This is a genomic window from Peribacillus butanolivorans (genome assembly GCF_001273755.1).
Taxonomy (GTDB): Bacteria; Bacillota; Bacilli; order Bacillales; family DSM-1321; genus Peribacillus; species Peribacillus butanolivorans.
In genome coordinates, this window is the sequence record NZ_LGYA01000001.1 from 2613781 (window position 1) to 2637210 (window position 23430).

Below are 23430 nucleotides of genomic sequence, written 5' to 3' on the forward strand. Positions count from 1 at the left end.
TTATTTAGCTATACTGCCTAAATATACCTTAAATAACCTTAACATAAAGAAAGAGCACAATTCTTGCTACAGAATTGCGCCCATTGCGGGAATAAGTAAGGCACAATTTCTTTGTTTGTCTATTTAATATAAAACTTCTTATGGGCAATGAAAAAACCACAGAAACTGCCTGGCCCTCCAAGCAACTTCTGGGGTTGAAAATAACGACGTTTTTAATTTTCAAATGGAACTATATATCAATTTGGGAAATTTAAACGAAGTTATCAGATAGCCATCCTTATCCCCAGATGCCGTTCAAGTTTTCTTTTTACTCGTTGGAGAGCATTATCAATCGACTTTACATGCGTGTTTAGTTCTTCAGAAATTTCAACATATGATTGTCCATCCATATATAAGGCCAACACTCTTCTTTCCAAATCACTAAGCAATTCTGATATTTTTAGTTCTATATCATCAGCTTTTTCTTTGTTAATGATTAATGCTTCCGGATTCGTTATTTTTTCACCGGATATCATATCCATAAGCGTATAGTTAGATTCTTCATCATAAAGAGGCTTGTCAAGAGAAACATACGAATTTAGAGGTGCATGCTTTTGACGAGTAGCCGTTTTGATCGCGGTTATAATCTGTCTAGTGATACAAAGTTCAGCAAAAGCTTTAAAAGAAGTCATCCTGTCCTCTCTAAAGTCACGAATAGCTTTATATAGACCAATCATTCCCTCTTGAACAAGATCTTCTTTATCTGCGCCAATTAAAAAGTATGGGGTTGTCTTCGCACGAACAAAATTCTGATATTTATTAATTAAAAAAGCCAATGACTCGCTATCTCCACTATGAACCATCTTTACCAAAACTTTATCTTCTAATTTAACATAATTTTCAATCTGCTGTACTCCGATGTTTTCCCTCACTCATATCCCTCCGCCAAACTTAATTGAGTTCTGATGTTTAGTAAACTGATAGATTGTCTTTTCCTTAAGCAACTAAACCAATATAGAAATAATGTATTCATTATGAAACTAGCACTTGTTTAACCCACTTTAATATCTCTTGATCATTTCTCTATCAAATTAAAAGTATAAAGGACAACAAATGAAAACGCTGTCGAAATATGAAAAAATTAAAAATGCTATTGATCTAAGATAAAGATTGATTAAACATTTTTGTTAAGATTCTTTTCTTATGCTAAAGGACGGCTTTAGTTTCATAACACATAGTGTATTGATAAATGATCAAACACTTTTATAAACCAAGATCATTACTAGTCGGGGCATGGCTTGTATATTCTTTTAGAGTGTGCTTTCTTATATTCAGGCAAAATATCGATTGTATCCATTTCATCATTGCTAGTACTAGCTTCAGTTTTTGCTTTAGCCATTTGTTTCAATCGTACGAGTTAAAGAAATTTCACTTTTACTTTAATTTATGGGGCAATACAGTTAGCAGTAATGCCATATTGCCCAAGTTCAAGAGCAATCGATTTTGTAAATCCAATGACGCCTGCGTTTCGAACTGGGCAGTTCAGATAGAAAAAATGTATTATTTTTCTTTAATAGGAAAAAATATATATATAACTAAATCTCCAGAAGGAGGATACAAATGGAAGTAAGTATGAGTGTTGAAGAAGTCGTGAATCAAATTTCTGAATTAGTAGAAAAAGAAGGGAAGCCACCTCGGAAGAAAGAGGTAAAGAAGTCAGATCCAGAGTTAATGAAAAATGCATTGTATTATTTTCCCAGTTGGGATAATGCAGTAGAACATAGCATTGGATCTTAACCATAAACGATACGTAAACATTTATTTTCCAAATTGGGGGATAATCATTTCGCTTATGTAAAAGTTACAAATGTGTTGGATCCAACCCCAGAAGCTACCTGAGTTGAAAAGGGAGTTTTTGTGGATTTTAGAAAGACGTTGGTAATGTTGACCAAACTTCTATAAGGGGTCCCACCATCTTTTTGGCTAAAATGTACGCTAAGCGTTGAATCCTTGGTATAACAACAAAGTACCAATAACGTTCGTTTATGGTACTGTTCAAGATAAGCTTAATTCGGTATGGAAATTAGTGCCAAAAGGCATTTCAAAATCAAAGTGCCTTTATGGAAATGCCTTAGCGTACGGAAATTCATCATTTTCATTGTCGAATAATACTTAGCGTACAGTATAACTGCTATCAAAATTTAGCCCATTTGAGTCTGATTATTTCTATGGTAGTGAATTCAAAGCAAGTGAAGTTTTTAACATTGTCCTAGAAGTCTTTCTCAACGGTTGTTTAACAAAAGGAATATCTGAAGAGATAATAGACGACATGAATAAACCGTTTTGAATGAATTGATTCAAAGCGGTTTATTCATGCTTCTAGTTAATATCCGCGTTTCCGATCTACCAATCCATGTAACGGCTGTTCACTTAAAAATCGCTTTAAATTTCCAATAAAAAAACTGCTTACGCCTTCAATAGTACTCGGTCCTGACAGATGAGAAGTGACAAATACATTCGGCATTGTCCAGAAGACATGGTCTTTAGGTAACGGTTCTGTCTCAAAAACATCAAGGATGGCTGTCTGAAGATGTCCTGATTGCATAACAGATATTAAATTCTCTTCTTCAATTAATAATCCACGGCCAACATTGATAAGACAAGCTTTTGGTTTCATTGCTAAAAGGAGGTCCCTCGTCATAATATGATGTGTGGAATCCGTTAAAGGAAGGGTTAGGACCAAATAATCTAGATCTTTTACAAATTCACTCAATTGATCTGGAGTAAAGTGACAGTCCACTAATGATGCTTGTTTTCCGCTAAAGCTTAATCCATGTACATTCATATCAAACACTCGAGCTTTACGTACAATTTCGGCACCAATCGATCCGAGTCCGGCTACCCCGATTGTTTTCCCCTTCAGAGTTTCAGAAATGAAAGGATCCCATCTCCGTTCCATTTGTGATTGTCTCATACGGGGATTGTCTTTCACTATGTACAAGAGAAACGAAAATACATATTCAGAAATATAAGTACCAAATTGGTTGACAATTCGGGTTAGTATAATGCTCTCAGGTATAGATTTGTCTTCAATTAAATCATTGACTCCGGCTCCCATTGACTGAAACCAGCGGACAGATGAGGCAATTGGTTTACTTAGTAGATGTGTGGGGAAGTTCCATCCCAAAATAACTTCAGTACCAGGTAAATATTTTTCAACTTCATCCAAAGTTGTAGCTGTCTTTACTGACATAAACCCATTATTGCGAATACTTTCAGCATAAGTCTCAACATCTGTTTGCATAGGGCTAAAGACAAGAATATTAGGTTGGATTATACTCATTAAATCGCTCCTTTTTAAATACAAATACGCCACACAGCGAGATCTAGAATCTCATATTATGATAAATTTAATTAGTAAAAATATAAGAAAACTGAATTAAGCTAATTTAATATAACATTCACCGAGAACTTTATTATCCCATACCATTGATAAATGATCTCCGTCTAAAACTGGTCCAACTCCTTCAGGTGTTCCCGTAAAGATTATGTCACCTTCACCCAATCCAAAGTGTAGGGCCGTGAAATCCACGATTGTCTGCAAATCAAAAATCATATTTTTAATATTTCCTTGCTGAACCTTCTCCCCATTTTTAATTAGCATGAAATCTACTTTTTTTATTTCTTCTATTCCTGGAAAAACAACGAATTCACTCACAATAGCCGAATTAGGGAACCCTTTTGCAAGTAACCATGGCTGCCCTTTTTTCTTAAGTTCACTTTGAACTTCCCGTAAAGTAAAATCGATCCCAATCCCCATACTTTCTATCACTTCATCTACCTTCATGCCTACTTCATGTTGTCTTCCAATCTTTATGACAAGTTCAGTTTCAAAATGGACAGAACCACGATTGCCAGGCAGGTAAATCTCTTGACCATTTGCTTCCATGTAGGCATGGGTAGGCTTAGAAAATAGAAATGGGGAAGTAGGTACCTCATTATTTAATTCCTTTGCATGTGCTACGTAGTTTCGACCAACGCAATAAATATTTCTAATCTCATTCATGTTCTTTTCCCCTTTCTATAAATATAGTGTTATAGCTTTTAATTCTAAAATGTTACTCTTTATCTAAGTTTCTCGTTAGAAAATAAGAGATAGTGTATGCTGATGTCTTTATTGTAACACACAAAAAACTCTAATAATTATGTGAATTAAAGACTACGAATAAGCGAATAGAAGACACACATCGTTAAAGTCTTGAGCTCTGGCTACATGTTTGAATTTTGCGATATCGACACCGTTAATTAGTGTTTCAGAAGTAATTTAAGAGATTTTTTTTTGGGGGTTATACTTCATGTTTGGCCTCCTGGTGTTGATGTATTTGTCCGTTTCGCTGGCGAGCTTTGGGACACCTCCATCATATCAAGAGGTAGTACAATACACTGTACAATCGAAATGTAGCCTTCACCCCGGATGCAATCGACTTGCTATGTATCTATCAATGGCCCGGTAACGTGCGCGACCTTGAAAATACAGTTGAGAGGCTTGTGATTACAAGCGGAATACCTGATTTGGATGTTGCATTGGTTAAAGAGGTCCTCCCTTTTAAAGGGCCCAAACCCACTTCACTACCTGTTATCGATTTTCTAATGCCTTTGCAAGAAGCAGTCGAACTTGTGGAGGAACAACTGATCAACATGGCAATGGAACAATACAAATCATTAAAACTAGCGGCAAAGGTATTGGAAGTCAGCCAGCCGACGATGAGTAGGAAATATAAAAAATTACGTAATAAAATTGAAGAGGCACGCTTTTCACCAGTGATTGAACTACCCACCACTTATCGACCTTACGGTCTGATTGAAGTGGGGGATTCCTAAGAACATTAGCCTATCGGCCAATTTTTAATTAGGCTACTCCCGTAGTTCCTACGGTTAGAAGCCTTATGGCTTCATTCATTAGATTGAGTCCTGCGTTAATATCTCGATCGTGGTGAGTAGAACAAAAAGGACAATCCCATTCACGAAGATTCAGATGTTTAACGTCTTTATTTTGGTAACCGCAGCTAGAACACAATTGGCTAGAAGCAAACGTTTTAGATACGGTCACGATTTGTTTACCATACCATTTTGCTTTGTATTCCAACATTTTTTTGAATTGGTACCAAGATACTTCACTAATAGCTTTAGCTAGTTTGTGATTTTTCATCATATTCGACACTTGCAAGTCTTCCATTCCAATAACATCGTGGTTTTTGATGATTTCGGTAGAAACTTTATGTAAGTAATCCATTCGGGCATTTGAAATTTTTTCGTGTAGGATAGCCACTTTTCGTTTTTGTTTTTGATAGTTTTTGGCTTCAGCCAATGGTTTATTTTGATTCAAGGCTATTTCTTGTCGCCTTGAAAGAATCCGTTGTGCTTTGGCCAATTTCTTTTCGACCGTCCAGAAGAATTTTGGGTTTTGATAGACCGTACCATCTGAAAGAATAGCAAAGTTCTTCAAACCAACATCTACACCGCACGAACGATTCGTTTTAGGAAGTACTTGTACATTGGTTTCGGCTAAAACGGAAATGAAATATTTACCCGAAGGGTTCCGCCTGATTGTGGCATTGATGATTCGCCCTTCGACTTCGCGGCTTTTAGCAAAACGAACTAGACCGAGTTTTGGCAATTTGATTTTGTTTTCAACAATTCCAATATTCCCATTCGTATGTTTAGTCGTATAGGACTGGATAGGATTCTTTTTCGATTTGAAGCGTGGTGACTTGTTTTGCTTTTATAATATCGACTATAGGAATCTGCTAAATTTTCCACCGATTTCTGTAAGGCAATACTTCTTTCAGGAAAGAATACTCTGCTGGAAGTTCTTAGAAAAGAACCTTTCCATTCATTAGAGGGTAATTGGCCCTTCTGCTTCATTTCTTCACAGATATACCAGTAGGGGCTTCGTTCCGTTGCCGCTGTAACCGCAGCTATCATTCCAACTGAAGAGGTTATCAGTCTACAAAAAAATATGAACCGGCAAACTTCCTATTCCCAGAAATTAAACAAAAGCTTACCTTGATTCAAGAAAAGGAAGGCGTAATTGAATGGGTCTTTATATTTAGCATGACGGAGGATGGACGTCTGATACACCTCGTTGCAGACAAAGGCTTTGTAATTGAACCGGGGGAAGAATATATTGGTCCCCCGGAAATGGTTAATGTCGCTTACCAGGTTTCAACATTTCAACTAGAAACGTAATACCCAAGCTATTGCCGACTTTAGTTAATTTCCTAATGGCCATTATTCATTCCTCCTTCAAATTGTTTATACTACTTTTATCTGTAATCTGTTATTTGTAATTACACAAAAAAAGCTTGCAGATATAGACCCTAAAAGGGACCTTTTTCTACAAGCTGAACAACCTCCATTATCCGAAGATTGTTCTGTTACACTATTGATTAAAATGAAATACATCCCAAATGTCAGGTGTTTCTGATCCAATGTACCAAGCAGATACACCGCCTATATGATTTTGTTTTACCAGATCAAGCCGAAGCTTCATCGATTTTTTATCTTCTATCCATATTTGATGCTTTTTCCCTTTGGAAGTATACTCCACGTAATTTTGTGAGGTCTTTTTATCCCATACCTTTTTAAGTCCATGAGATGAAATGATTTTGTTGACCTCAGCCATGGTACGGTCATGACTTTTCACTTTATTGGTCGATAAATCGGTTACCCATTCTCTCGTATAAAATGGTACAGCCAATATTATCTTATGAGCAGGTACTTCTTTCATTAAAAGCTTAGTTCCTTCTTTGATCCAAGGTAACGAGGAAACGGACCCGGCTACTGGGCTCCCTCCCCAATGCTCGTCATAACCCATAATGATTATATAGTCCGCTATTTTGCCAAGTTCTTTCCTATCTAGACTTTTTGACCAAAAAGGGTCGTCATTTTCTCGAGTGACATCCACCGATAGTTTAATACCATGAGGTTTTAGGGCCTTTTTTAGCTCGCCAATGAAAAGTACAAAGTCCTTCTTATTTTTTGGATCGATGTTTTCAAAATCTACATTTATTCCATCACTTTTAGTTTTAACAAGCGAATCTCGTAAAGCTGAAACTAATTTCTGGCGTTTTTTAGTACTACCTAGTATTGAACCTGTTAAAACAGGGTCGAATTTATTACCAATTAGTTGCCAAACTTGTTTTCCTTGTTTATGAGCGTATTGAACGTATTTTGTATCGACAGAAACGGAAACGAAATTACCGGAATCCTTCAGCGTATAGGAACGAGGAGATACTACATTTAAATTGGGGTTTTTAAGTTGTTGGGTGTAGTTTTCTTTCGATCCATTATGCTTCCAGCCCATGACGATAAGGCTTTGCTTCTTTTTTTGAAGTAGAGATTTCTTTATCCATCCCTTTTTACCATCAAGCAGTTGAACCTGGTAGTAATAATCGGGAATCTTCAATTTTTGACCAACTTTAAGGGTAACTGTTCGTAAGTTATTTAATTTCGTCAAATCACTTGTGGTTACCTCATATTTAGTAGAAATCTTCCACAATGTATCTCCTGATACAACCTTATGGATCTTATATTTTTGGGGAATCTTCAGGTTTTGGCCAACATTAATTTCGGAAGAGGTTAATTTGTTTTCTTTCTGTAACTCACTTACTGAAACTCCATATTGATTTGCTACTTTCCATAATGTGTTTCCAGTCTTTACTTTATGTATAATAGGCTTCGTAGAATCTCCAACGACAGAAGAAATGATGGGAAACTCCTCGCCTTTTTTTAAGGTCATTAGTATAGTGGAACCTAGTTTAGGAGAACTATAAACCTTTGAAGTGCCCGCTTTAACAGAACCTATGTAAAGTGTATTACTTGATGCTTTACCACTGGTTGGAAAGAGACAAATACAAAGAAGGCAGAACATAATAAGACATCCAAAGAATTTTTTCACTATTATTTTATTCTCCTTAAATTTTGATAAATTTAACTTTACTAGTTTACTATGGAGAATAGTTATAAAATAGAGGTACTTTGTGGAAAAGTTACCTCCTGAATTTTAAACTCTTTTTATTTACAAGGCATTAACCCTTCTTGAATCAATGCCCCATTTGTTTAAGATTCGAAGTTTCATAATCTATTACTATAATTGTTCTACACATAATAAAAGCCACTATAGTACTTAGCTCTATTTCTTTGAATTATGATTACTCTTTTAAAATTCTTATTTAAGGTTTTATAAAAAAGGCATTATTTTTCAGAGAAGTATAGACTCCTCATTTTAAATTTCTTCGTACATATGTTTACGGATAAAGAGTGAGTAAATTGTTGCAACAATAGCTAATCCAATTGTTACAAGTGAGGTATAGTTAATGGCATCCAGTAAAGCTTGTTTGCCTGCTATTGCAGCATCCATTGTATGACTTAGTTCTGTCGTACGATCTGCAGCATACGTTGTCATTAATGTAACAAAAATAACTGTACCGATTGCACCTGCTACTTGTATACCGTACTGTATACTGATATTATTCAAGTTTGCTGCGTCTTAAATACAATAAATTCAACAAAATAATGCCTTAGAGAATTAGAGTTCCTCACCACTTGGCCGGATTACACAAACAAAAATAATAGATAATATTCGGAAAGCAATTTAGAGTTATTACAAGGTTTTTTTCTTAACCAACTCTTCTTAAAAAACAATGGATTTCGAGATGCGGAGTCCATTATGTTTTTGCTAGTCTACTTTGCCCGGCTGTTAATCCGGCCTCTGAAGTGGGATATTCCTTTAATATCAATGTGCGAAAATGAAGTTTAGCTTCCACATACATATATTCGTTACGATTTTCTGTTGTCTTGACAAATTCCGAAGGTCTAAAGGTGAATTTCTCTAATTTCATGAGGTTCAAAATCCTCTATAAAGCACACCAACTGGTAAGCATCGCACGCACCCGTACGCCCTCCCCTGGCTACTGATATCATAGAATCTATTAAAAAAAGGTCAACCAGTAATTTTTACTGGTCGACCTTATAATACGAACGCACCTGTTAGCTGAATAAGAAACAGTTATATAACGGGAGGTTCATGATATAATTATCATAGATAAACTCTTAAAGAAACAAAACAAATTAATCATTCTGAAAATTAAATCTTTTAAGGAGTCGATGAAAGTTGACAATTGATAGTAAAAAATCAATTAGTAAAGAACAAACTATTTTTAATCACATTGGAAATAAAATCAAAACAGAAGATAGAGAAATTAATATAATTGCTAGATTAGAAGAACCACTAATAGTAATTTTAGGAAATGTTTTGAGTGACGAAGAATGTGACGAACTAATTAGATTGTCAAAAGACAAAATGCATCGTTCTAAAATTGGAGTTACACACGAAGTAAATGAGATAAGAACAAGTAGTAGTATGTATTTTCAAGATAATGAAAATGACATCATTACCAAAATTGAAAAAAGAGTATCATCTATTATGAATATACCCATTGAACATGGGGATGGTATTCAAATTCTTAAATATACTCCTGGTCAAGAGTATAAAGCTCATTTTGATTTTTTTACATCTTCAAGTAAAGCAACAAAAAATAATAGAATTAGCACAATCGTCATGTACTTAAATGATGTGGAGCATGGAGGAGAAACTTTTTTTCCTAAACTAAATCTTTCAGTATCCCCACGAAAAGGAATGGCGGTGTATTTCGAATATTTCTATACTGATATAAACGTAAACGAACTAACATTACATGGTGGAGCGCCAGTTATAACTGGCGAAAAATGGGTTGCAACACAATGGATGAGAAGACAAAAATAGTATATTTTTTACCTGTATTCTTTCGTTCCAAGACAGACACATCCTTTCAAAAATCATTGTAAGGACTAACTAAAATGTGTCCATGAAACAATATTAACACCAAGTTTGTTGGGTATACACGAAACGATGGAAGGAAAGCCATAACCTACGGCGTGTCCTAGAGAAGTAAGTAAAGGTAACTTTTTACCATCAATATTTTCATTGAACGAAATTACATAACACTAGTTTCCTACACCATGTTTATTAGTAACTTGGAAATTTCAATATGGTTTGAATTAGGTTTTGAAGTTTCAATCATATATTCTTCACAAAGCGTTTCTTTGAAATTATGGTTAAGTCAAAACAGTTCAATCGAGAAGTAATGCGACTATACATCTTGATAACTGGGCTTATATCTAAAAACCACAACCAACTTCTAGGGCGGCTGGTTGTAGTCTTCAGTTTCTTTGTTATCCCCAGCTAGAACTGACTCTTTACTTTATAGAGTTTCTTACTTTACGTAAGAATTCTATATGTTGATCCATAATACTCGAGCGAAGTAACTGGCTCTCTTTTAATAAACGAATAAAAGTTCTTCTGCTGCGGATTCTTCTGTTTCTCATAAATAACACTCCTTTCATCTTTTCTTTATTTTATTAATGCTTGTCTTTACTTGTAACGGCTAGTTCCTCTAGATGAAAAAAAAGTTAGTGATCTAGTTAATATTCCCTTACTAGTCCAACATCCATTTCTTTTTTAAATAGGACAAAACAACGCAAACGCCTGTGAAGCCATCCCTAAGTCATGTGTTTCCAGCTGGATGATTCCCATACAGGGTAAATAGATCAAGAACATTTTCCATCTCTACTTTTAGTACTAGGAAAACAGTAACCGAGGTTTCATTTCTTATTGGTGCCGACATTTATGGGTATGAAGATGGATATACCAGCATTAATAACTATATTGTGGATTACATTCAAAAGGGCTACAGAAGTCGTTAAGGCATTCTAGAGCGGAAGAGATTCCTATTCTGGGTTTCTGTCTTGGAGGCTCAATGGCTGTCATCTATGCTTCATTTGCTAATGAACCGATAAAAAATCAAATGCTGTCAGTAGCACCATTTGATTGGGTCATTCCCCCCATCGTCAATCGAACCAACGCAACACAGGGCTTTTGAGATCCATGGTGAATAGGCCGTAATCAATGACAACCATTTCATTATCCTCGGAAAATGCGACATTATCTAACCGCAAATCTATTGGAATAATGCCATATCTTAGGAATTTTAATTCCAACTCGATTAGTTTCGTATATTCCATGATTGCAAGTGGCACTTTTGTGCCCATCTTCTTCATAATAATCCAGCCAGACCCAAACTCCTTAACCGGACATAGGTACTTTTGGGCTTCCTCATTGCAGTTATTATAAATGTATGCTTCATTTGCGTTGCCCATTAATCCTACTTCACACAGTGCAATTTTTAAGATATAGCCATTATTGAGATCATAGACAATTCTGTTATAACCATATCCAATCATTTTATACTTGAATTTTAGAGTTTTTTTAGCAGTAACCATTTTTTGTTTTGCCGTTTTAAAAAATTGGTATATTCCCATTTGGGATATCCAGGATTCAATGGATTTTATCTCTTCACGGGACAACATAGAACTTTCATTAGACAGTATTCTTTCATTACCATTGTTAATTGCGCACATCCCCTAAACGTCTCCTTTTTTTAAAAATTTGTAACTATAGAATGATATTTCCAGGGATATTGAAAAACATATACTTAGAAGAGTCACTAAGTAAAAGATTGTGTTCTAGCTGTTTATATTGGAGTGTTGAGAAATTATTTATTTTGCTACTGGTTGATAGCCGACCGAGATGGATGGGGCTTTACTTCATGATGATTCGAAACTACCCTTAGCTTGTACCGCTTTGCAATAGTCGCAAGCACAAGCACTGCTTCCATCAATGCAAAATAATTACCAATACAATCTCTCGGACCTCCGCCAAATGAAAAGTAGGCATATATCCGGATGGTTTTCACAAAATTATTTTCAATCGTTCAGGCTTAAAAGACTATATATTATAGAAATACTCGGGCTTTCGGTGCATTACATACTGGCTTACCAGGAACACATTCCTTTTTTAAATTGATACTTATTTATCTCCACCTCCTCCTCCACTTCACATCCAGTGAAGACAGGAGGAAAAAAAGCATCGATTCCTAGATCATTTTTTGAGTATAGGTAAATTTCATGAAATCCCCAGGCGAAGAAGGGCCGTAATTTCGATCATATCCTGCCTTTTATACATGATATGACTTTTATATAAAATGGCTTGTACTGTAGTTGAGAAAAACTAGAGTTTTGACTAAAAAAATTCAACACTATAACTTTTTTTATAGGTGTTTATAAACTTATTTAACAAAATACTCCCCTTATCCTCTAAAACAGCCTTTTACTCACAAGGAGCAAAGGCTGTTATTTTAAACCTATTAGCGATAGTCTATTTAATAAAAAAAAGCAACTGCCTAATCAACGCAGTTGCTTTTCAACTTGTTTCGGTAATAGAAAAAATTAATTAATATGAAAGATTCCATTTCTATCATTTGCAAAGGAATCCCGCAATGTTGTTTTTAATATTTTCCCCGATGGGTTTCGTGGGAGTTCATGTACAAAGTCTACTGATTTTGGTTTCTTATAGCCGGCTAATTTTCCTTCGCAGTAACCAATGATATCTTCTGCTATGAGATTAGCCCCTTCCCTTTGTACAACAATGGCTTTAACCGATTCCCCCCACACGGCATCAGGTACACCAATCACCGCAACATCGAGAATCCCGGGATGTGAATAAAGGACTTCCTCAATTTCACGCGGATAAATATTAACGCCGCCGCTGATCAGCATGTCTTTCTTTCGGTCCACAATATAGTAAAATCCATCCTCATCCTGTAGCGCCATATCTCCCACTGTAAAAAAACCATGATAAAACGAAGCGGCGTCAGCATCCGGATTTTTATAATAACCGTCTAAGTTGTATGGTGATTTAAAATATAGCTCCCCTACTTCACCGTTCGAAATCGGGTTCTTCTCGTCATCCAAAATTAAACATTCCACAAGAGGGAAAGGATGTCCCACTGAACGTTCCTTCCGGCGAATGTCACCTGGTTTAATGTTCAGTGTAATCGCACTTTCAGTCGAACCGTAAAATTCGTTCAAATCGGCATTTTTGAAAAATTCCAGAATATCCAGTTTTGTTTGTGTCGGCAGCGGCGAGCCTGCTGAAACCAACACACGCATAGGGGAGATGTCATGCTTTGCTTTTATTTCTTCCTTCGTGTTGATCAGGAAATTGTACATCGTTGGTGCAAGGAACGTGTTTGTTATCTGGTATCGCTCAATGTCTTCAAGTACTTGTTCTGTATTAAATGATTCATGAATGACAAGGGTGCCACCCACGAGCAGCTGCATGACAAGAAAAATCCAAGGGGCTGCATGATAAATGGGCCCTGCAACAAGGTGAATATCTGATTCGCCAATCTTGTATTCATAAGCTGCCGCCATTCCTGTCAGTATTCGGGACCGATGGGAAATGACCACTCCTTTTGGCTTTCCGGTCGTACCGGAAGTGTAGCCCAAATAGAAAGTATCTTTCTCATGAACCTCAATGTCCGGTTCCGCATCACAGCCTGAAGTAAGAAAATCTACATACCCTTCCATAATTTCATTGGACGCACCGCCCACTACCAGTACGGTGTCTAATTGAGAGTTTCTTGGGAGCAACTCTTGTGCAATACCTTCATATTCTTCTGAAATAATGAATCCCCGGCTTTCAGAGTTTCTTAGTATATATTCTACTTCCTGTCCAACCAGACGATAGTTTATCGGTACAATGATGACTCCGATTTTGGACAGCCCGGCAATGATCTCGACATAAGCAGCATGGTTTTTTAACATGACAGCTACTTTATCGCCTTTTTGAAAGCTACGATCCAAGAAAGCGTTTCCAATTTTGTTCGCGCGAATGTTTAACTCTTCATATGTCTTGATCGTATTTTGAAAAATAACAGCCGGCTTATTTTTATACTTACTTGCATTTTGCTTTATAACTGTACCAAATGTCAGCAAACTCTCCACCAGTCCTCTCTTAAATAAATATAATTTTAAGAAAATTATATCATTTTTAAACAAGATGGTAAAAAAATATTTTTTTGGTAAAAATTAATTTTACCTCATTATATTATCGTGCATCTAATACCAACCATTATTTACTGAGACCCCTGCTTTAATTTAAAAACAGATAAAAAAAGCCTAATTTTTAGGCTTTTCTACTGGATAATTGTCTACTTCTTCTTTTGAATACTAATTTCTTATTATTTCAAAACAATTTTAGCTGCTCATACTTTACTATGAGTTGTTTTTGTTCCTTATGAATTTTTTTCAACGATGTTACAGGTACAATTTCATTTGCAAAGACTATCTGTTGAGGCTTGGGTGTATTTCTGAGATAGTTCTACCTGGCATAGTCACCGGGTTTTTTCTTTTGACTCTTATTATCTATCTAGGGTTTTATCATGAGATACTTCCGTTAATGTTTCAAGTACACCACTCAAATCTAGTATTTTTTAAGTGCTTCAATCATTAGCTTCCAAAAACCTTCTACATCAAGTTCTAATCCAAACTTAGCATTAACTTTTCTACCAGTGACCCCATGTAGATCAATTAACGTTGTTCCTGCAGTAAACTCTCCTTTAGTTTCCACTGTAATATTTACATCTTTCGTCTTAAACAATTCTGGTGCAACACAATATGCCACAGTTAATACATCGTGTACTGGTGCCCCATCAAAGTCGAACATCTCTTTATATGTTGATGCAAAAAACACTAATAATTCACCAACTATTTTAGCAACATTGTTATCAATTTTATTCACTTGATCGATAACTTCTCGTGTTGCTATGGCTTGATGTGTTATATCTAATCCCATAACTACTATTGGAATACCACTATCAAATACTTTTTTTGCAGCTTCTGGATCAACCCAAATATTAAATTCAGCAGTTGGAGTCCAGTTACCAAATGTTCCACCACCCATAAGAACAATTTCTTCAATATTGTCCTTAATTTCTGGTGCTTTTGATAAAGCTAAAGCAATATTTGTTAATGGTCCTGTTGGAAGAATTGTAACAGGCTCTTTTGACTCTTTTAACAGTCTTATGATTGTGTCAGCTCCATGCTCCTCACTCCAGCTACGAGAAGGTTCGGGCAATTCTGGACCATCCAGGCCTGAATCTCCATGAATACCAGGTGCAGTTTCTCGTAATCGAATCAATGGCTCGCTTGCCCCTTTTGAAACAACAACATCCGTTAGTGAAACTAAATCACAAATTTTTAATGCATTCATAGTTGTTTTTTCAATTTCAGCATTCCCGGAAACTGTTGTAATCCCTAAAATCTCCAATTCTAGTTGTGCAGCAGCTAAAATAATTGCAATTGCGTCATCATGTCCTGGATCACAATCCATAATAATTCTTCTTTTAATCATCCTATTTCACCTCTATATAAAAATTACATGAAAATACCCATAATTGTGGCTGAAATTACAGATGCTAATGTCGCACCTAACAATAATTTCAATGAAAATTTTGCAACATAACTCCCTTGTTTTTCACTGATTGATTTGATTGAACCTGAAACAATACCCACAGTTCCAAAGTTTGCAAAACTAACTAAATAAACTGAAACAATAGCAACTGTTTTATCGGAAAGATGGTTTGAAATCTCACCAAAATTCAACATTGCAACAAATTCATTTGTAACTAGTTTTGTCGCCATTATTCCACCTGCTTGTACAGCTTCTGCCCAAGGAACACCTATTAAATAAGCAATTGGTGCAAAAATATAACCAATAACCGTTTGGAAAGAAACATGAAATACACCTAGAAAAATCACATTGATCAATTCCATCAAGGAAATAAACCCTAATAGCATAGCAGCAACGATAATAACAATTTTAAATCCATCCATTACACTTTCTCCAACCATTTGGAAGAAAGGAACTCTTTCATTTTCTTCAATTTGAATTAGATCCTCATTATCGTCTAAATCATATGGGTTAATAATATTAGCAACTATGAGTGCACTAAAAATATTCAATACAACAGCAGTTACAACATATTTTGGCTCTAACATTGTCATATATGCCCCAACCATCGCCATACTTACTGCACTCATTGCTGATGTACAAATTGTGTAAAGTCTTTTTGGAGATAAGAGTGGTATTTGCTTGATAATGGTTAAGAACACTTCTGGTTGTCCCAGCGCAGCTGTAGATACAGCAAAATAGCTTTCTAGTTTACCCATTCCTGTTATTTTACTTAAAACTAAACCGATATATTTGATTACGAATGGTAATACTTTTATATAATTAAGTATTCCTATTAAAACTGACATAAAAACCAGAGGTAATAACGCTACAAAGAAAAACGTTATTGCACCTTCATTCACCATTCCACCGAATACAAATTGAATTCCTGAATCAGCAATCGCCATTAATTTTTCAAAAAACACTCCTATTTTGGTAATCGCAATTAGCCCTATACTAGTATTCATCATGAAGTAAACTAAAATGATTTGTACAGCTAACATAATCAGAATACGTTTATATTGTATTTGTTTTCTATTGTTACTTACTGAAAAAGCAACAACAAAAACAAGTAAAATTCCTGTTATTAAGAAGATAAAATTCATTTTCAGGCTCTCCTTTTAAATGGAAACGTTTACATTCGATTTAAAAAACAACTTCTATAAAGTCTAGTTGTTAACAATAATCTGAGACATTTAACTTTATAGAAGTTGAGTTTATGCTAATTACGAACTCAGTTTAGTATTAGTTTAGTTTTGTTGTTGAAACTAACTGCTATTTCAGCTCCTACTTTAGCATTATGTTTTACTAATTCTATATTGGCATCAAGGCTTTTACCGCCGGTTAATTCTTTTATTTTTCCGAGCAGGAATGGTGTACTATCCTTACCAATAATATGATTTTCTTCTGCTTGCTTAATTGCTTGACCGATAATTTCATTGATATAATCTTCATCCATAGCAAATCTTTCAGGAATAGGATTAGCGATAACTGCTCCACCATTAAGATTTAATTCCCATTTCGTTTTTAATGTTTCAGCAATTTCATCGATTGAATCAGTGGAGAAGTTTAATAGATATTCACTATTTCTTGTGTAGAATGCTGGTAGACACTCCGTTTCATATCCAATTACAGGCACCCCTTTTGTTTCAAGGTATTCTAGTGTAAGCGATAAATCTAGGATTGATTTAGCACCAGCACAAATTACGGCTACATTAGTTTGGGCTAATTCTTCAAGGTCAGCTGAGATATCCATAGTAGTTTCTGCACCTTTATGAACCCCACCAATACCACCTGTTACAAAGATTTTGATTTCTGCCAAATCAGCGCAAATCATCGTTGTAGCAACAGTCGTTGCTCCTAGTTGTTTTGTAGCAATAATTTGAGCTAAATCACGTCTTGATACTTTAGCAACATCTGAACTTTTACCAAATAATTCTAATTCATCTTCTGTTAAACCAATTTTAATTTTTCCATCAATGATAGCAATTGTCGCTGGAACAGCACCGTTATCACGAACAATTTGTTCAACTTCACGAGCCATTTTGACATTTTGAGGATAAGGCATACCATGTGAAATAATAGTAGATTCTAATGCAACGATTGCTTTTCCTTCCTCTTTTGCTTGTTGTACCTCTGCAGATAATTCAATATATTTTTTCATTTAAATTGCCTCCATATCTAACATTAATTGTTTTTTTGATAATTCTTGTCTAACTGTATACTTCGACATAATTGTTTTATGGGAATTGACCAAACCAGCTTTTATGATGTAATCAATTTCTTTATTTTGTAACCAGGAATAAATAACGCCTGAACAAAATGAATCTCCAGCACCTGTAACATCAACAACTATTGGTGTTTCTATGGCAGGAAAATAATGAATCTCACCATTTTCACTACCTGTCATTACACCTTTTGAACCATTCGTTACAATAACATTTTTGACTCCTAAATCTAACCACTCTTTAACTGAATTTCCCCAATCTTCTTCATCATTGATTTTAATATTCATAAAAGTTTCTGTTTCATCTTTATTTACTATGAGCCAACTAACTGCATTCAAAGTTTTTGGAAGTCTATTCATTTTGGGAGACGAAACAGGAATAATGACTAATGGAATATTATGTTTAGATGTGAAAAAACAAAGAAAATCAATTGTTTCACTTGGACAATTTAAATCCACTACGATACATTTAGCTCTTCTAAGAATATTACTGTTTTTAATCAACAACTCAGGTGTAATATTCTCAAAAACGTCCATGTCTGCTAATGCAATTGATAAATCCCCATTCATATCTAAAACTGCTGTATAAGATCCTGTTGTCAAATTTTCATTTTGAGAGACATGTTCTAAATTCATAAAAGGTGACGATAAATCATAAATCTCTTTCCACTCTGAATCGAGACCACTTGCTGAAATTAATGTAACATCCTCACCTAATCTACCTAAATTTTCAGCAATATTTCTTGCTACTCCTCCAACCGATCTAGAAGATCTTACTGGATTAGATGTTTCATTAGTAATTTTATATTTTGTATAAAATTTCTTATCTACGTTAGCACCTCCTATGCAAACAATAGGAGCTATTTCATTTAAAACATAAGCCTTGCCAAAGACATACTCTTTCTTGATTAATCCAGAAATAATATTAGCAATAGACGACTTTGATATACCCACAATTTCCGATAACTCCTGTTGAGAAATAAAGGGATTTTCTCGAATCATATCTAAAATCAACTCTTCTTTTTCATTAATATCATTAGCCATTTGTACACCTCACTTCTTTAAACAATTGTTTATGCTATGAACATACGTTTAGTATACGCTTACATTTTTAATTGTCAATAAATTTTAAATAATTATTTAATGACAAATGACACCATGTTATTGAAAATTTTATTTTGCGCCTAATGTTGTACTACTTTCTTTTTAATTAACACTATATTTCTATTAAGCATTGTTGGTAAGCTCATGCCTAGAAGAATGGTTACAATACCTACTATTTGCATTGAAGTAACATTTTCACTTAACAATATGACTGACACCATCACTGCGATTGGCAATTCAATAGCACCCAATATTGATGACATACTCAATCCAACTTTAGGAACTGCAATAGTGAATAAGAAAACCGGAATAATCATCCCAAATAACCCCAATATCAAACCATAAATCCAAAGTCCCTCGCTAAACAAATTTCCATTCCAAATAACTTCCGGAGACTGAAAAACAACCGACATCATAAAAGCAAAGAATGAAACCAATACTAAGCGATTAGTGGTATTCATATTTGTAGTTGCTCTACCGTTAACAAATAAAAATAGGGAATAACAAAGAGCAGCTGCTAAACCCCATAACCAACCTTGAAAAGGTATTTGAGATAAATCAACATCTATCAAACCCGCTGCTGGTATAGTCCCTGCAACCAATATTATTAGAGATATCAATTCAATTCGACTGGGAAATTTTCGTTTTGTTATACAAGAAATCAACATGCCTATCCATGTAAATTGAAACAATAGTACAACGGCCAAGGATGCAGGTAAATAGTTCAAAGAAAGACCATAAAAAATATTTGTCAACCCTGTAAATACTCCAGCTAAGATAAGAATTTTAACTCCATTAAAGCTTAATTTTGTTCGGTTTGTAAGAATGAAAATACACACTGCGATACAAAAACCGAAAAAAAATTGACTTGTAACAGCTTCAGATGCCGAAAAACCACTACGCATTGCTAGTTTTATGATAGTTGAAACTAAACCATAACTACTAGCTGCTATAACTACCAACAAGGGGTACAGATAAATCTTCATTATTTTAATTCCTCCTATCATTTTTTATTATTCATTGAGTTTTAAATATGATTTTTGAAAATCTAACAAAAAATCATAATCTTCAATATAAATCAAAGATAATCATTTTTACAATCTATTTTTTGTTTATTATTGATTGGCCAATCATTTGTCTGTAATATTTAGATAGCGTATAATTTATTTGTCGCTAGAAATGAGAATACTAAAAAATTTTAATATCTTTCAAAAAAATGAATTAATCCTATTGCTTTACTCGGGTTCGAAAAAAGGGTATTTTGTATACTAAGAAATTTCGGCTATCTTGTAAACAAACAGAAGATAAAGTTATTATGATTAATCTATTTACAATTAAAAGTTTACAAACTTTTGTTTATATAATAAACTATCGTTTAATGAGAAGTGAGGCTACTTCATGGATAAAGAGAAACAAATTTTAGATTACATAAAAATAAATCCTTTCATATCACAGCAAGAATTAGCAAGTAAAGTTGGTTTATCACGACCTGCAGTTGCCAATTATATTGCTAACTTGACGAAACGTGGTGAAATTAAAGGACGCGCCTATATTCTCCGAGAAGAATCGTCGATCCTCTGTATTGGAGGGGCAAACACAGACCGGAAAGCCCGATCAAATCAGGAGGTGCGTTTATATTCATCTAATCCAGTAAAAATTTCTGAAGCTTGTGGCGGTATAGCACGCAACTTTGCCGAAAATTTAAGTCGACTCGGCTGTAGCACTACTCTTATGGCTTGTGTAGGGGACGACAAAGAAGGTAACTGGATACTGAATGAAACGAAAAGACAAGGAGTGGATGTTAGTCAAGTATGGGTTTTACCAACAGAGCGAACAGGGACTTTTACCACCTTATTAGATATTAATGGTGAAAGCATTGTCTCCATGGCTGATATGAATATATACGAAAAAATAACAACATCTATGTTTGAGGAAAAATGGTCCTATATCATTTCCTCCCAAGCTGTTTTTTTGGATACGAATATTCCTAAGGAATGTCTCAGTTATTTAATTAACCGCTGCCGCGATGAAAACATTCCTATGTACATTGACCCTGTATCTACAGCCAAAGCACGAAAACTTCCATTTCGTCTTGACGGTGTAGAACTGCTGATGCCTAACCGAGAAGAAGCAGAGATACTTGCTGAAATAAAAATCGAATCAATCAAGGATTGCCAATTAGCCTGTGAAAAAATTAGACAGCGTGGCGTTCAAAAAGTTATTATCACACTTGGTGATCAGGGGGTTTATTATTTTTCTACAGAGGAATCTGGACACTTGCCTCCTTTCAAAACTAACGTAGTTGATGTCACAGGGGCTGGTGAAGCATTTTCTTCATGTGCAATCTACGGAATCCTGAACGAAGAATCGCTATTTAGTGCTTGCAAATTAGGTCTTGCTGGTGCTGCTCTTACCATTCAAACTGAAGAATCTATATCATCATTTTTGAAACCTGAAAAAATTCATGAAATAGTAAAGAATTTTTCGTGATGAAATCATATTCTCACCATAGTAATATCTCCATTTCGTTACTTAAAGATGATTATTTGTTGTGAATGTCATATCCAAAAAAAATTAGTCCCCTTTTCTTGAAAGAGCATCTGCCTTTTCCTTAGCAGATGCTCTTTTTAGACGAGTTTCTTCATATATAATATTCCTTTTTACATCTCTTTCGTATTCTTATACCAACTTATAAAATGTCAGCTTTTTAACGTCTAATTCCCCCATCGCTTTAAGTTATTCAACCCTCCTGTTTTCCAACAATCAACTGATTTTGAGTTCGATTGAAATCTTTTCCACTTTGTTTGTCCAAGAAAATGTCTTGGTCGCCTATCCCCTTTTCTCTCATAGCTTCGAGCCGACATCCTTAATTTTAATTCTTACTACTAACCCGTATTTATCCAATTTTTCTACCTTCCATCTGTATCTACCTCATTTTCCTTCCTTTTTCTATTATTCTACAAAAAACCGGCTTATGAATAAATGAGTAAGATACTCTGAGTTTCCTAAGGGCTTAGCAAGATTTATTTGCTAATTAGGATTTTTTCTCATTAGATTGTCGAAATTCTATGTTGGACTTTCTCATATTGATTTTCTGAGCGTTAATTCCCTTTTTCTTTAGCTCTGTAACTATAAGATCAATCGATTTCATCAAAATCTCCTTTCTAGAGATCTTGTACAATGAAAATTCACCTAAAAGAAAATCACTATCTTCTAATCTTTTTATATTTAGAAGAATTTTTCAAAGAAATCTCATATAAAATAATTTTTTTATTAATAGTAAAAGCTTAAAATATAAACTGGAGTGATTAACCAGACTTTTTACATTTTCAAAAGAATTAAGTACCTGTCTTTTCAAAGAAATTCTTTTCAATATCACTCATATCAAACCTCAAAATAAAAGCCATTCCTAAAAATAAAGAAAATAAATTTAAATACCAATCCTTATTGCTGCTTCTCGTGCCTAGACACTTAAATATTTCTTGAAATTGATTTCTTTCATCTGCAGCAACAATAGGAACTGCACCAAAATACTTTAAAACTAAATCAAATTTAAGTTGAACTGCTAACATTAACATATCATTTAAGATTTCTGTGTAATCTCCAATATCTTTTTTGTTATAAAGGTTTATGAGATTTCTGTTTACTTTGGAAACAAGTAATTCTGGATCAACTTCTGTTTTATCTGTTATATCTATCATTTTTTTTATATCCATAGAATGTTTAATCACCGGAACTTTCAAAAGGATTTATTCAAAAAATAGGTATACTGATAATATGACTTGATCACCTAAATCATTTAAATATTTCAAACAGTAGCTTTTAGGGTAAAAGGTTATCTTTTCAGTACTAGCATGGTAATGATTAACACTGTAAAGTTTTGTCAAACACATAAATTGTCATCGCAGTATCAATATCTATATTAATATCTGTAAAGATACTCACAATTTTCGCATCCATCATTTCCTCAATTTTTTTCAACACCACCGGATCCTTATAAATTTGCTTTACTAATTTAGTTCGTGCTTCATGAACCATACGCTGTCCTTCTCTCGAACTAATCATAAACTTTTCAACATTAGTCAGATTACCTTTCATCTCACTAATTACCCAAGGACCTACAAGACGAGTAGTGATTTCCTTTGGTCCATTTCCAACATATTCCTTGCGTATTTCACGAAGTAACATATTGAATTGATGTTCTCTATTTTTTTTCATTCCATTTCTCCTATCTATCATTTACTCATTTTTAGCTTCCAGGTGAGGTAACATTAGATAACTTATTGTAAGTACAAATACCACAGCAGCTAACCATAAAGTCTGGATTGAATTTTCATTATTTACTATGATAAATCGAATTGTAGCTGTAATCCCAATATAAATAAGATATCTTAATGGGAAATGGTAATCTTCTCTGAAATATTGTACGATCATAGAAATGAATCCAAAATATAAGAAAAATATTAAAATTTTACTGAAAATACCATGAACATCCTTATTTTCCCAATAAACATCATTCGAAATGTAGTAAAGTTGCCTAAAAAGAAAATATATAAGAATAAAACTAAGAATAATCAATGATGTATTCAACACCGTTTGATAAAGTTTTATCAGCCACTTAGCTTTTTTTAACCTGTATGGCCCAAACATCAGTACCCTCCATCTT

Annotated in this window: 21 protein-coding genes and 1 pseudogene; 5 read left to right on the top strand and 17 right to left on the bottom strand. The window is 34.5% G+C overall.

Annotated features, from left to right (window positions below):
* Positions 1–263 precede the first annotated feature (263 nt).
* Complete coding sequence (gene sigH, locus AKG34_RS11930) at positions 264–911, bottom strand: RNA polymerase sporulation sigma factor SigH (RefSeq protein WP_053346264.1); 648 nt, start codon at positions 909–911, stop codon at positions 264–266.
* A gap of 688 nt (positions 912–1599) precedes the next feature.
* On the opposite strand from sigH, the gene AKG34_RS28320 reads away from it, so the two are divergent.
* Positions 1600–1776 carry a homing endonuclease associated repeat-containing protein gene (locus tag AKG34_RS28320; RefSeq protein WP_162878869.1) on the top strand — a complete coding sequence of 59 codons (177 nt, stop codon included), beginning with the start codon at positions 1600–1602 and terminating at the stop codon, positions 1774–1776.
* A 586-nt stretch (positions 1777–2362) separates the two neighbouring features.
* Here the strand turns inward: AKG34_RS28320 and AKG34_RS11935 are convergent.
* Both AKG34_RS11935 and AKG34_RS11940 read right to left on the bottom strand, forming a co-directional pair.
* Positions 2363–3322, bottom strand: coding sequence for a D-2-hydroxyacid dehydrogenase (locus AKG34_RS11935; RefSeq protein ID WP_053346265.1), 960 nt, complete (start codon positions 3320–3322; stop codon positions 2363–2365).
* A 96-nt stretch (positions 3323–3418) separates the two neighbouring features.
* Entirely contained in the window at positions 3419–4045 is a 627-nt protein-coding gene (locus AKG34_RS11940; protein WP_053346266.1) for a fumarylacetoacetate hydrolase family protein, read from the bottom strand.
* Positions 4046–4422: 377 nt separating this feature from the next.
* On the opposite strand from AKG34_RS11940, the gene AKG34_RS11945 reads away from it, so the two are divergent.
* On the top strand, positions 4423–4860 hold the full coding sequence (locus AKG34_RS11945) for an AAA-type ATPase lid domain-containing protein (protein ID WP_161804961.1): 438 nt from the start codon (positions 4423–4425) through the stop codon (positions 4858–4860).
* Between the two features lie 28 nt (positions 4861–4888).
* Here AKG34_RS11945 and tnpB read toward each other — a convergent pair.
* Positions 4889–5820 (bottom strand): annotated as a pseudogene (gene tnpB / locus AKG34_RS11950) (IS200/IS605 family element RNA-guided endonuclease TnpB); the annotation flags it as partial.
* Between the two features lie 225 nt (positions 5821–6045).
* On the opposite strand from tnpB, the gene AKG34_RS27570 reads away from it, so the two are divergent.
* Positions 6046–6228 carry a hypothetical protein gene (locus AKG34_RS27570; protein ID WP_152952280.1) on the top strand — a complete coding sequence of 61 codons (183 nt, stop codon included), beginning with the start codon at positions 6046–6048 and terminating at the stop codon, positions 6226–6228.
* A 193-nt stretch (positions 6229–6421) separates the two neighbouring features.
* Here the strand turns inward: AKG34_RS27570 and AKG34_RS11955 are convergent, their stop codons facing one another.
* Positions 6422–7780 (bottom strand): LysM peptidoglycan-binding domain-containing protein, encoded by a 1359-nt coding sequence (locus tag AKG34_RS11955; protein WP_236694937.1) that lies wholly within the window; start codon positions 7778–7780, stop codon positions 6422–6424.
* A 486-nt stretch (positions 7781–8266) separates the two neighbouring features.
* Positions 8267–8518, bottom strand: a complete 252-nt coding sequence (locus AKG34_RS11960) for a hypothetical protein (RefSeq protein WP_053346268.1) — start codon at positions 8516–8518, stop codon at positions 8267–8269.
* 636 nt (positions 8519–9154) lie between these two features.
* Here AKG34_RS11960 and AKG34_RS11965 point away from each other — a divergent pair.
* The gene (locus AKG34_RS11965; RefSeq protein ID WP_053346269.1) at positions 9155–9805 is read left to right on the top strand and encodes a 2OG-Fe(II) oxygenase; all 651 of its coding nucleotides are present in this window, start codon (positions 9155–9157) and stop codon (positions 9803–9805) included.
* A gap of 1124 nt (positions 9806–10929) precedes the next feature.
* On the opposite strand, the gene AKG34_RS11970 is transcribed toward AKG34_RS11965, so the two are convergent.
* From AKG34_RS11970 to AKG34_RS12000, 8 genes are all read right to left on the bottom strand, one after another.
* Positions 10930–11499 (bottom strand): hypothetical protein, encoded by a 570-nt coding sequence (locus AKG34_RS11970; protein WP_053346270.1) that lies wholly within the window; start codon positions 11497–11499, stop codon positions 10930–10932.
* Positions 11500–11645: 146 nt separating this feature from the next.
* The gene (locus AKG34_RS29670; protein WP_201783550.1) at positions 11646–11834 is read right to left on the bottom strand and encodes a cytochrome P450; all 189 of its coding nucleotides are present in this window, start codon (positions 11832–11834) and stop codon (positions 11646–11648) included.
* A gap of 532 nt (positions 11835–12366) precedes the next feature.
* Positions 12367–13926 (bottom strand): class I adenylate-forming enzyme family protein, encoded by a 1560-nt coding sequence (locus AKG34_RS11975; protein ID WP_161804928.1) that lies wholly within the window; start codon positions 13924–13926, stop codon positions 12367–12369.
* Positions 13927–14404: 478 nt separating this feature from the next.
* The gene (locus AKG34_RS11980) at positions 14405–15334 is read right to left on the bottom strand and encodes a nucleoside hydrolase (protein WP_053346272.1); all 930 of its coding nucleotides are present in this window, start codon (positions 15332–15334) and stop codon (positions 14405–14407) included.
* A gap of 23 nt (positions 15335–15357) precedes the next feature.
* On the bottom strand, positions 15358–16539 hold the full coding sequence (locus AKG34_RS11985) for a NupC/NupG family nucleoside CNT transporter (RefSeq protein ID WP_053346273.1): 1182 nt from the start codon (positions 16537–16539) through the stop codon (positions 15358–15360).
* Between the two features lie 128 nt (positions 16540–16667).
* Entirely contained in the window at positions 16668–17597 is a 930-nt protein-coding gene (locus AKG34_RS11990; protein WP_053346274.1) for a pseudouridine-5'-phosphate glycosidase, read from the bottom strand.
* Positions 17598–18692 (bottom strand): carbohydrate kinase, encoded by a 1095-nt coding sequence (locus tag AKG34_RS11995; RefSeq protein WP_053348089.1) that lies wholly within the window; start codon positions 18690–18692, stop codon positions 17598–17600.
* 152 nt (positions 18693–18844) lie between these two features.
* Complete coding sequence (locus AKG34_RS12000) at positions 18845–19744, bottom strand: EamA family transporter (RefSeq protein ID WP_053348090.1); 900 nt, start codon at positions 19742–19744, stop codon at positions 18845–18847.
* 418 nt (positions 19745–20162) lie between these two features.
* Here AKG34_RS12000 and AKG34_RS12005 point away from each other — a divergent pair, with 418 nt between their 5' ends.
* Positions 20163–21254, top strand: coding sequence for a carbohydrate kinase (locus tag AKG34_RS12005; RefSeq protein WP_053346275.1), 1092 nt, complete (start codon positions 20163–20165; stop codon positions 21252–21254).
* A gap of 848 nt (positions 21255–22102) precedes the next feature.
* Here the strand turns inward: AKG34_RS12005 and AKG34_RS12010 are convergent.
* The 3 genes from AKG34_RS12010 to AKG34_RS12020 all read right to left on the bottom strand — a co-directional run bounded on the left by AKG34_RS12010 (position 22103) and on the right by AKG34_RS12020 (position 23414).
* Positions 22103–22480 carry a nucleoside triphosphate pyrophosphohydrolase family protein gene (locus AKG34_RS12010; RefSeq protein WP_053346276.1) on the bottom strand — a complete coding sequence of 126 codons (378 nt, stop codon included), beginning with the start codon at positions 22478–22480 and terminating at the stop codon, positions 22103–22105.
* A 148-nt stretch (positions 22481–22628) separates the two neighbouring features.
* Complete coding sequence (locus AKG34_RS12015) at positions 22629–22982, bottom strand: Na-translocating system protein MpsC family protein (RefSeq protein ID WP_053346277.1); 354 nt, start codon at positions 22980–22982, stop codon at positions 22629–22631.
* 21 nt (positions 22983–23003) lie between these two features.
* Positions 23004–23414 carry a phosphate-starvation-inducible protein PsiE gene (locus tag AKG34_RS12020; RefSeq protein WP_053346278.1) on the bottom strand — a complete coding sequence of 137 codons (411 nt, stop codon included), beginning with the start codon at positions 23412–23414 and terminating at the stop codon, positions 23004–23006.
* Between the last annotated feature and the right edge of the window lie 16 nt (positions 23415–23430).